5 protein-coding genes are annotated in these 11617 nt (G+C 42.4%); 4 read left to right on the top strand and 1 reads right to left on the bottom strand.

What is annotated here, in order from left to right; all coding sequences use genetic code 11:
- The first annotated feature begins 36 nt into the window (after window positions 1-36).
- From NST34_RS15140 to NST34_RS15125, 4 genes are all read left to right on the top strand, one after another.
- Window positions 37-1131, top strand: a complete 1095-nt coding sequence (locus NST34_RS15140) for a GerAB/ArcD/ProY family transporter (protein WP_341128148.1) — start codon at window positions 37-39, stop codon at window positions 1129-1131.
- Complete coding sequence (locus NST34_RS15135) at window positions 1128-2579, top strand: spore germination protein (protein ID WP_341060767.1); 1452 nt, start codon at window positions 1128-1130, stop codon at window positions 2577-2579. The genes NST34_RS15140 and NST34_RS15135 overlap by 4 nt, the downstream gene beginning before the upstream one ends.
- Window positions 2576-3715, top strand: coding sequence for a Ger(x)C family spore germination protein (locus tag NST34_RS15130; protein ID WP_076287027.1), 1140 nt, complete (start codon window positions 2576-2578; stop codon window positions 3713-3715). The genes NST34_RS15135 and NST34_RS15130 overlap by 4 nt, the downstream gene beginning before the upstream one ends.
- Before the next feature lie 249 nt (window positions 3716-3964).
- Window positions 3965-5218, top strand: coding sequence for a HAMP domain-containing sensor histidine kinase (locus NST34_RS15125; protein WP_341128147.1), 1254 nt, complete (start codon window positions 3965-3967; stop codon window positions 5216-5218).
- 74 nt (window positions 5219-5292) lie between these two features.
- Here NST34_RS15125 and NST34_RS15120 read toward each other — a convergent pair whose 3' ends face one another.
- On the bottom strand, window positions 5293-11598 hold the full coding sequence (locus NST34_RS15120) for a discoidin domain-containing protein (protein ID WP_341128146.1): 6306 nt from the start codon (window positions 11596-11598) through the stop codon (window positions 5293-5295).
- Window positions 11599-11617 lie beyond the last annotated feature (19 nt).

Raw genomic sequence — 11617 nt, 5'->3', positions numbered from 1 at the left:
TATAAGGTAGACGGTGTGTCCGGTTTATTTAGGAGGATGAGGAAAATCAAAACAAATATTACGTTTATTCAATCCATCATGATTATTATGCTGAGTACAGGCCTTCTAAATCATGTCATTATCATCCCCATCCTATTGGACGCGGCAAAACGTGACGCCTGGATCTCAGTGCTGCTTGCTGGGGCATGTGCGCTAGTTTGGATCTTTATCCTGCACATTAGTACTACCAAAATCAAAAAACAGCATCTTTTCGCTTGGCTGGCTAAAGCTTACCCTCCTATCGTGAGCCGTATTCTTGCGGTAATCGCTAGTGTATATTTGTTTGTCTTATGCATGATTACAACTAGAGACACTGTATACTGGGTGCATCTAACCTTCTCACCAGAGACACCTATACTGGTCCTTACGTTCGTATTACTTTTGATTTCTGTGATAAATGCTTATTTAGGTATTCACTCCCTCGCGAATACCGCTGCTATTTTGCTGCCTTTTGTTATTATATTGGGTTTTTTTATAATGTTCTCTAATACAACTCATAAAGATTATTCCTTATTAAGACCGATGCTTGAGCACGGTATGCAGCCCGTTTGGAAAGGGACCGTGTACGTAGGAGCAGGTTTTGTTGAGGTCATCATGCTTTTCTTTATGCAACATCACATCAAATCGCGATTGTCATATCTATCGTTTATGATCATGATCCTGCTTATCTTAGGTCTAACCATGGGTCCGATAATTGGTGCAATTGTTGAATTTGGTCCGGATGAGGCTAATAAACTCAGATTTCCCGCGTATGAAGAATGGAGATTGCTGACGATTGGACGATACATTGAGCATCTAGATTTTTTTAGCGTTTATCAATGGTTCAGTGGTGCTTTTCTGAGAATTTCTCTAACAATGTTTCTAATTCTCGATATACTCCAAATTCAAAGCAAAAAAGTGAAAATGTTGGTTCTTGGAAGCATATCTTTTGCTATTGTAGTGTTCACAGCCATTCCATTTAGTGATCAATTTTTTCTGAGTATGTTAGCTCACTATGTACTTCCTTTTTCTTTATGGGGGGTACTCGCTTTTTCTGTAATTATTGCAGGGCTGATTAGCTTGGCTCAACGAAAGGGGAAAGCAACATCATGAAAGAGCCTGAGCAAAAGGAATCCAATACGTTCGAGGATGTGTTCACACGAGTATTTGGTTCAAGTTCAGACATTAAGAGACTAACAATCTCTTTGTCTGACTCGGACAATGCCGTTCAACTGGTGTATTGCCAGGGGTTGTGCGATGAAATCAAAGTGGAAGAATATATCATCCCGGAATTAAAAAAGATCCCGGAATCTATTCTCACATCACGTGAACTCGATCTTATGCAAAAGGTTCCGTTTCACATGACCCCCCTTCCATCAAAAGAGATTAATGCTTCAATGATTGATACTGTGCTTAATGGTGATCTTTTCCTTCTTTTTACGCCATCGAATCAATACTATGTTGTGAAATTGGCTGATCCACCTAAACGGCAACCTGAAGAACCCAATACAGAAGTGTCCACAAGAGGGCCTAAGGATGGTTTTACTGAAGAATCATTTACCAATATTGCCCTTATTCGAAAAAGACTTAAGACAGAATTATTGGCTGTTGAACAATTCAGTATTGGAATCCAAACCGCGACTGAAGTTCATCTTTTATATCTCAAGGAGACGATTAAACCTCATGTACTAGATGAGATCAAGTCAAAACTAACCAACATTCAAATCCAGGGATTGGTGAGTAGCACCCAGCTTGAAGAAAGTCTGACTGGGTTTTCATTTTTTCCATTATTCGCATATACGGGCAGACCTGACTATGCTGCGAATTCACTGCTTCATGGCAAATTTGTGCTTTTGACGAATGGTTCGCCTACTGTGATTATAGCGCCAGTGAGCTTTAGCTTCTTGTTGAATACTTCGGAAGATGCACATATGGTAAATATCTTTGTTGCTTTTACTAGGTTATTAAGAGTCCTAGGGGTTATGCTTTCCTTGTTTTTGCCGGGCTTTTGGATCGCGCTTACTACGTTTCATCAAGATCAAATCCCCTTTACGCTGCTTGCAACGTTAGTAAATTCGAGACAAGGCGTGCCTCTTCCGGCTCCCTTGGAGGCGATTGTGATGCTCATTTTGTTTGAGATTTTTCGGGAAGCAGGGATGAGATTACCTACTGCTTATGGCCAGACCTTATCGGTAGTTGGAGGTTTAATTATCGGTCAGGCAGCCATTAGCGCCGGCATTGCAGGTCCAGGTACGATTGTGGTAATAGCCATTTCAGTATTGGCTACCTTTACATTGGTCAACCAGTCATTAGTTAGCGTTGTTAGCTTGCTTCGAATTGCTATTCTCATCATTAGCGGGTTTCTGGGGTTGTTTGGTACGATGACATGTCTGCTTGCACTGATCCTCTTTATGGTCAATCTACGTTCTTTCGGCACCTACTATCTTTCCCCTCTATCCCCGCCTCACTGGAAGGATTTTTATAAAGTTATTTTCAGAATGCCGTGGGGAAAGGGAAAATTCACGGACAATACGGGAAATAAAGGACGAGAGCGATCATGAAATTGATCCGATGCATGCTTGTTACTGCTCTGCTCTCCATGCTGCTTACAGGTTGTTGGGGATCAAAAGAAATTGAGCATATGATCTATGTGAATACATTAGGCGTCGATTATGTAGATAACAAAGTCGTTGTTTATATTCAAATGGTTAACTTTAGTGGCATTGCGAAAAAAGAGGCGGGGCAGAGCCAAGAACAAAAAACCTTCATAGGGAAAGCAGAAGGAGATTCGTTTGATGCGGCAATATTTAATTTATATGCCACTAGTCCACAAAGAATTATCTGGAGTAATGTGAAAACAATCGTATTTAGTGAAGCAGCGCTAAAGAAGGGTAGCGTCATCAATCAAGTATTGGACGTTTGGGATCGATATTATGAATTTCGATATACCGTTTGGACCATGGCAACTAACGATCCTATGGAAGAAGTGCTGACTACCCCGTCGATCGCCGATCTGTCAGTGATCTACTCGCAGCTTAACAGTCCCATGCGAACCTATGAACAGAGCTCGGTTGTCGCTCCGTTGTATCTGTACAAGTTTATATGGAAATGGAGAGAGAAAGCCGAAACGGTTCGATTACCTTTTCTTGAAATTGCGCCAGACTGGACCAGTAATAAGGAACCTTCCCCTAACATTAGCATGACGGGGATCTGCTTTCTGCAAAATGAGCAATTTCGTGGTTGCCTGAAGTCTAAAGAGATATTAGGGGTTCGATGGCTGGAAAAAAAGACGCAACGAACGCCTCTGATAATCAAAGATGACAAAGAAGTACTTGCTGTGATCGTCATGAACAAAGTTAAATTCTCTATTAAACCCAAGATGAAGCATGGCAAACCTATTTTCGATATTAAAGTGTCTATGCAGGGCACTCTTCCGGAATTGAGCGCAAACCTTAATCGAAAAGATATTGAACTGAAAGCGATAAAAGTAATTGATGATCAGATTAGGGAAACTTACTTGAAAGGTTTAGAAATAAATGCCGATGTATATGGACTCTCAGGAATATTCTATCGTAATCTTCCAAAAGAGTGGAACAAACTGAATGATAAAGGAATCTTACCGCTCGATTCAAGCAGCATCGAAAAGATTGATATCAAGGTGAATCTGATCAGTGGTGGGATATCTAAGATTGAGTAAACTCAGATGAAATGATCAACTAAAGGCTGATGAACAACTTTTAATTACTAAAAGTTGTTCATCAGCCTTTTTACTTGAAATGATTAAACGACAGGTTTCGCACGCACAGTATAATTCTTCCTGTATATGTAACTTTCTTCTCAATAGTTATTTTTAGTGCCTTCACATCGCTCCCTCAGAAGGAGGAATTCATAGTCACAACGAATAAACAGTATATCAAATTCTTTCTAAACTATTGGGAGGGCTAATATGCTGTATGTTAAGGATATTTTACTGCAATTATTGTTTGCCCTAACCCCTTTTGTCCTTTATACCATTTACTATCGTGACAAAGCCGAAAACTATTCAAAACAATTTATTACGATTGCTTGTATGTTTTGCCTTTTTATGTCGATGACCTTTCCTGTTAGTGTACAAAATGGAATCATATTCGACATTCGTTACGTGATCATGTTTTTCGGAATGGTGTATGGCGGCATAACTACTGGAGTGTTTCTTCTCGTTGAGTTTCTAGTATACCGCTTGCTTATAGGTGGCCAGGGACTATTTTCCGCGATAATTATTCTCTCCATCACTTTCTCCTTATCCGCATTGTTATCCAATCTATACCGTCGTCGTTCCGAGTACCGAAAGCTTATTACACTCATTGCAGGGATATGCTTTTCCATTATTCCAATAGGTACTATGTTTGCAACGGAATACCAATACACGATACAGCATTTAAAGTTCAATATCCTCGTTATGCCAGTACAAAATTTCCTCGGAATTTGGATATTGATTTCCCTTTTTAATAAAGCAGTTTCTGATAAGGAATTATATCTCAGGTATCTTCAAAGTGAAAAATCGGAAACGATTGCTCATGTCGCAGCCTCTCTAGCTCATGAAGTCCGTAATCCACTTACAGCCGTTATGGGATTCTTAAAATTATTGAAGGATGATTCGATCACAAGAGAAAAGAGTCAGAAATATATTGAAATTTGCCTTGAAGAGATTAAGCGGACAGAAGTTATTCTTTCTGAATATTTATCGATAGCTAAACCCAATCATTCTATGGTAGAGAAAATTGAACTTGTGCAGCAAATCTACTCAATTGTAGATATCATAACGCCGTACGCCAATATGAATAACGTTACTTTGGAGATGCACCCCTTGGAGGATAAACTATATGTATCTGCAAATCCTACTGAAATCAAACAACTATTCATAAATTTCATCAAAAACGCGATAGAAGCTTGCACTGTTCATTCAACAGGTATTGTGAGCATCCGTATTGAGCGTCAATCCCAATTCGCAAAAATAATAATAATTGATAATGGGGTTGGAATGAGCAGCGAGCAGATGGATCGACTGGGAAGCATTTATTTTTCAACTAAAAGCAAGGGTACCGGATTGGGACTTACGCTTTCTTATCAACTGATCCGTTCGATGAACGGTGATGTAAATGTACGAAGTAAATCAGGAGAAGGAACTGAATTCATTCTCTCAATTCCATTAACTGACTGAGTACTTAGATGCTCCAACGCAACAAAAAAACTCGGCTCAAACTTATCGTTTGAACCGAGCCTATTTAATATTACTTAATTCATAAACTTCAAATATTGCAAAAGCTGTTTAATCATCACTGCAGCCTCAGCGCGTGTTGCTGCATCTTGCGGAGCAAATGTTGTTTCTGTTTTACCTTTGATTAATCCTTTGCTTGCCGCTTCTGTTACTGCTTGGGTAGCATAATCAGAGATCTGGTTCTGATCAGCAAATGGAGTACGTTGTTGCGCTTCAGTTCCGTTATCACTTTGCACGAGATGAATAGCTTTCATGATCATCACGACCATTTGCTCTCGTGTAATCTGTGTATCCGGACTAAACTTCCCTTCGCCAACGCCTTGAACCAAACCGAGTTTCGCTGCTGTATTCACGTCCGGCGCATACCACGCTGTGGCACTAACATCTGTAAACACATTTGTTAACGAATCCGTTGATAATCCCAGCCCTCTAACTAATAGTGCTGCAAATTGAGCTCGTGTGACCTGGCTTGCTGGAGCAAAGGTCCGCTCCGTCATTCCGTTAATGATCAGTTTGGATGCCAACGTCTCAACATCCTTTTGCGCCCAATGTCCACCCATATCATCGAATGTTTTCTTGTTCTGAACGATGGTGTATAGACCATTTGCATGTCCGAAGATCGAAACTTCAGTCTTGCCGTTCTTCACATTAAACACCGATGGTACGAACCGCAATTGTCCTGTAACAGGATCGAATATAACAGCGGTCGCAGTCGATGGATCTTGAATAACACCATCCATATTTATGACACGTATCATAAACGGATTTCCGAAACGTTGAAGCTCTTCTTCTTTATCATTCGATTTAAGAATGACTTTGTACGCGATAATGTCGCTTACTCGTTTCATTCCTTTTTCTACTATGGATTGTTCAAACTTCTGCTCATGCTGTGAAGTCACATTATCCATTCGAATGATTAAGGTTGCACCCGCAACTTTAGCTGCTTTCGCAAGTTCTTCACGATTAAGATTGGCAAGCGGAAGTTCATAACTGCCTAAATGGCCTCTTAGTGTTATGATTGTGTCCTTATTTGCTTTCAAGCTGTTGTACAAGACATCCAGTGGAAGATTCACTGCATTCCATGAATTCACTCCTGGAATCTCAATATCGAGATTAGGGGTTCCTGTAGTTTTGTTAAGTGCTTCTAATTTCTTCGCTAAAGCTTCCTTATCAATGTTAATGGTCAGGCTCGTTGTTCCATTCTGTGCAGTTTCACTTTGCAGTTCTTTTCCCACTGGAACATAACGATGTGGATCTTCTTTCGCCGGTGGTGTCGTTGGATTGCCTGGATCTACGCCCGTTCCTGGACCTGTACCTGGATCAATAATTTGCATTTGACCACTTATGGTAATAACCATGTCACCTTGAGCACCAGAACCATCCATTGCTGTAGCTACCACTTTCACAGTTCCATCTTTTACAGCCGTGAGCAAACCGGATACATCAATGGTTGCGATATCCGTTGCTGTGATTCCATCTACTCCGTATACAGCCCATGTTACTGACTTATTCGTAGCATTTGCAGGCAGTACGGTAGCGCCTAATTGCAGGGTTCCGTTCTTAGAAGTAATCGTGGACACATTTCCTGAGCTTGTGATGTTTATCTTTTCAACATTCACTGGATCAGTGCCTGGATCGATAATGTCCGTTTGACCACTTATGGTAATATCCATTTCATCATGAACACCTGAGCCATCCGTTGCTGTAGCTACAACCTTCACGGTACCATCTTTCACAGCCGCCAGCAAACCGGATAGATCGATGGTCGCTTTGTCCGTTACTGTTTTACCATCTACTTCATACACAGCCCATGTTACGGATCTATTAGCATTGGTAGGCAGCACGGTAGCGCCTAATTGGAGCGTTCCGTTCTTAGTCGTTATCACTGATGATCCACTTGTAATCCTGATCGATTGAACCATCTCATGTTTATTGATACTCTCCTCCATCACTTGCAAGGCAGCAATTAAGTCATTCGCCGCTTGCTGCAATTGCTGCTGGGTAACAGATAAGCTATCGCGCACTTTCTTCGCTTGATCAATAGCTTTTTGCAATGTTTGTTTTGAACCTTCTGGATACTGACCCTCTTCATTCCCTTCTACAGCACTATCGTGCTTACTTTGCACACTTGTAATGAGCGCTACAAGGGCTTGATAGTCCTCCCCCATCTCATTCTTCATGATGTTAATCTCTGCTGCGGAAGCCAATCCACCATGACCTTCAATAGCAGTAAGTCTCAGGTATCTACTAGCAACCGGAACGAAATCCGCGACTTTCTCAGTACTGTCATCATCCCAGCTTCCGCTTGTAACAGGTGTAAAGTTAACTCCGTCCAAACTTGTTAATATCTCATAAGAAGTAATATTTCCGTTTTGTGCCCCATTTTGTCTTGGCAAATACTTTAGTTTCGAAATGACATGCGTATTACCAAGATTAAGGGTGATCGACTGTGGCAGCGGATTAGACAAATCCCACTTCGTATGCCAGATTGTTGACGAATTACCGTCGATGGCTTGCGAAGCGTCATTATTCTCGCCGCTTGTCTCTTCACTCGTTGCCGTAGCTGTCATTTGCGATTGTGGAATCAACGACGTATCAACCGGAACCGCGCCATAAACATCAAATTCCCAGAAGCTCGCCCAACTATCGGACAACTCCGTCACTTGGATTCGAACATATCTTGCGTGTGTAGTGAAATAGTCAAACTGTACTTGCTGTGAGCTTGACTTTTTCGCTACTGACACCCAGTTTACATCATCATCCGAAACCTCGATTTGATATCCATAATTCTTATTCTCCATTTCCCATTTCACCCTGGTACCCGATAAGTCATAAATCGCCCCAAGGTCAACCTTGTACCAGTGCCCAACATTACCGTCGGCTACGCTCCAACGAGTCGTTTCATTTCCATCGTTACCTGCCGAGACAGGGTTATTATTTTGCGAGCTGTCAGCGGTAGCAGGCTTATTAAGCGCAATGTTCTTAGGATCGCTGTAGACTTGAATTTCTTTGATCGCTGGCTTCTCCGTACCACTGCCCCCTGCAAGAGAATCTACAAATACTCGTACATATCTAACGCCAGTTGCCGTGTAGTTGTCTGGTCTCATATCTTGACCTGAAGCCGAGCGGCCCGCCACTTGCGACCATTCTTTACCGTTGGCGGATACCTCTAATCTGTAGGAGTAATAGATGTTATCCCTTCCCCAAAGGATTTTACTGCCTGAAAGATTGTAGGAAGCACCCAAGTCGACCTGCCACCATCCAGGTGCATTGCTGCTAGCCTCCCACCAAGTGGCATTGATTCCGTCGTTTGCATTGTAAGCTTCGTTGCCAGTTACCGAACTGCTTGCACTGACGGACTTATTTAATGCGACATTCACCAACTCTGGATGCCGCGTCGCCTGATTTTGAAACGATGCTACTCCAAATACTTTTATCTCATTCAAACCAGCCTGACCTGTTTGTGCACCCGTTAACGTTACTCGCACATACCGTGCGTTAGCAACGAGCTTATCCCTTTGCAGCGCCGTTGCCGTCTTATATTGGGTTTTATCCAAAATAGTCGTCCAATTTCCCTGATCTTCAGATACATCAATTTTGTACTGATTATTGGAGCTCTTATTCGCCCAAACGATTTCAGATCCCGTAATGTTATAGGCTTCTCCTAAATCGACTTCCCACCATTGATCCGAGCTGCTATTTGAAGCTGTCCATCCAGCATTTTCGTCTTCAGCATTGCCGTTTGTTCCTGGATTACCGCTTTGCTCGCTACTTGTTATTACAGGTTTGTTCAAAGCAACATTCTCACCTTCAAACCAGTTGTCACCTCCATCACTTCCACCAGGAACGAATACACTTTGACTTGAAATACTGGTGATTTCAGCGCTTCCAGGGAGCAATCCACTCGCTGATGCCGTTAATTTCAAAGTGCCATCCGTAAGTGAGGATTTCACGATTGCAGCGGCAACGCCACCTTCCACGGCAACAGGGTTGGCAAACGTTCGCGTTACACCATTACCGATAAGTCCCCCCGGACCGCTCAAGTTTAGGGAAACAGAAATAGAGTTTGTTGGAACAATGTTATTGTCAGCGTCCCGCACCGTAATATAAGCCATCACTAGGTCGGAACCGTCTGCAACAAGATCCTTCCCTTTCGTATCGTAATCAACAGCCAAATGATGTGGCTTTCCCGGTGTTTTCACGGTATGAGAAGCCACGATCTTGCCGTCAATCAATCCGTCAGCTCGTAATGTTCCCGCCGCCCAGGACACATTGTTAAATGTAAATGTCGGATGGGTAACATACTTTAATCCACTATCGGGACTTTGGGTAGCGATGAGTGTATCGTTCAAATAAAGCTTAACTTGCTTCGTATTACTAGCGACTGTGACATTTCTTGACGAAGATGGTGTCCAATAATTAGCGATATAGACCATCGGTCCAGATTCGACACCACTTAGCTTCACAGCAGGATTACGCTGGCTCTGGAAGAAATAATAATTAAATTTCGGATACCGATCCAGATCCACTAGGCCTGAATATGCCGGGTCAGAATCCATACCCCGGTTGTTATCGCTAAAGCTCCAAACCGAATGTCCGGCTATACGTGAATTGGCATTGAGGCCCGCCCAGTCGAAGTAGCCTTCACCATTTAGCGCCTTTTGACGCATGATCATGGAGTTGAGCATATCGGTTTCGCCTACTTTGCGTACCGATCGATAACCCGTTGGACTTGTTGCGCTTTCCGACCAATCGTCTCCCCATTCCCTCGTAAAGAGTGGTTTGAATGCTGTATCTAATTCTTTGTAGTTTACATCATAAACTTCTTTACCGAAGAATCCGTATTCTGCAGATGTGTACGTCTGATCTCCCGGATATTCTTCATGGGTAGCTTTATGAGCATTTTGTGCATACTCCAGCGAGTATGTCGTTTCATTCAAGCTGGATTCCCACATAATAATACTCGGATGGTTTCGATCACGGCGTACCATATCCCGAATGGCTTGATAGGAACGCTCTTGGAAGACAGAATCTCCGAAGAACTGCCAGCCTGGCGTTGGGGAGATGACAGTCAATCCAAGCTCGTCTGCCGCATCAAGGAATGCTGGATCCTGTGGATAATGACCCGTTCGCACGTTATTAAAACCGCCTTCTCGAAGCTGCACAGCGTCTCTGTACTGTCCAGAATTAGGCATTGCATTGCCGACATACAAATACTCTTGGTGGCGATTTGCGCCATTTAACATTAATTTTTCTCCATTGATGAGAAAGCCTTGATCAGGTGTAAATTGAATATGACGAATTCCGATACGGGTCTTGTAGCTATCTACATAAGCAGCCCCATCATTCACAGCGGTATACACCGTATACAAATTAGGATGGTCAGGATGCCAAAGCTGTGGTTTGGATATCTTCGTCGATTGGATAAATGTATAATCGCTTCCCGCTCCTATTTTCTGTGGATCACTCACCATTGTAGCAACCACTTGATTATTGCTGTCTACAATTGTGGTTTTTACACTGGTGTTCTTAGCGATCATGTATTCATTGATGATATTTGTCTTCACCTGCACCGTCGCTTCCTCTTTACTCACCTCTGGGTAAGTAACAAAGATGCCACCGTCCGCCACCTTATTTGCGTATATAGCATCGGAGACGTGTAAATTGTCCATGACATGCAGTTTAACATCTCGATAAATTCCTCCGAAATATTGAAAGTCCAAACCACTTTGCGGCTTGCCAGGTGGCGTTTGTGGGTCATCTCTGTTATCAAGCTTGACTGTAATGACGTTTGTTGCCCCCTCTAATTGAACATAGTTCGTGATGTCGAATGTAAAAGGGGTGTAGCCTCCGTGATGGTTTCCTAGATAAGTGCCGTTTATCCACACTTCAGCATTGATCATCGCACCTTCGAATTCTATAAATAGCTTCTTACCGCTGTAAGAATTGTCGAGCGTAAAATGTCTTCGATACGTTGCAAAGCCTTGATAGCTTTGATTAGAGCCGCCGCTGATCTTCGGCTCCAGACGCACACTATGAGGTAGATTGACTCCCTCCCAGCCGCTATCGTCAAAATTTGCCTCTTGGGCTCCGCTTACATCCTCACGTTTGAATAACCAACCTGTGTTGAAATTTAGTTCCTCTCGATTTGTCGAATCGGATGACAGATTCAAAAAGTTATGCTCTGGGATAGCAGATAATCCCGTAATAACGCTTACATTTTTTGCTTCAGCTTTTGGAACATTTATAGGTTGCTGTACAATTAAACCTACCGTTAATAAGCTGACAATCAAACGTTTGGCTAAAGATTTGATTTTGAACAAAATCATACTCTCCTCTTTG

The sequence above is a fragment of the Paenibacillus sp. FSL H7-0714 genome, assembly GCF_038003765.1.
GTDB lineage: Bacteria > Bacillota > Bacilli > Paenibacillales > Paenibacillaceae > Paenibacillus_AQ.
This window is presented reverse-complemented; position numbering and strand designations above follow the sequence as displayed.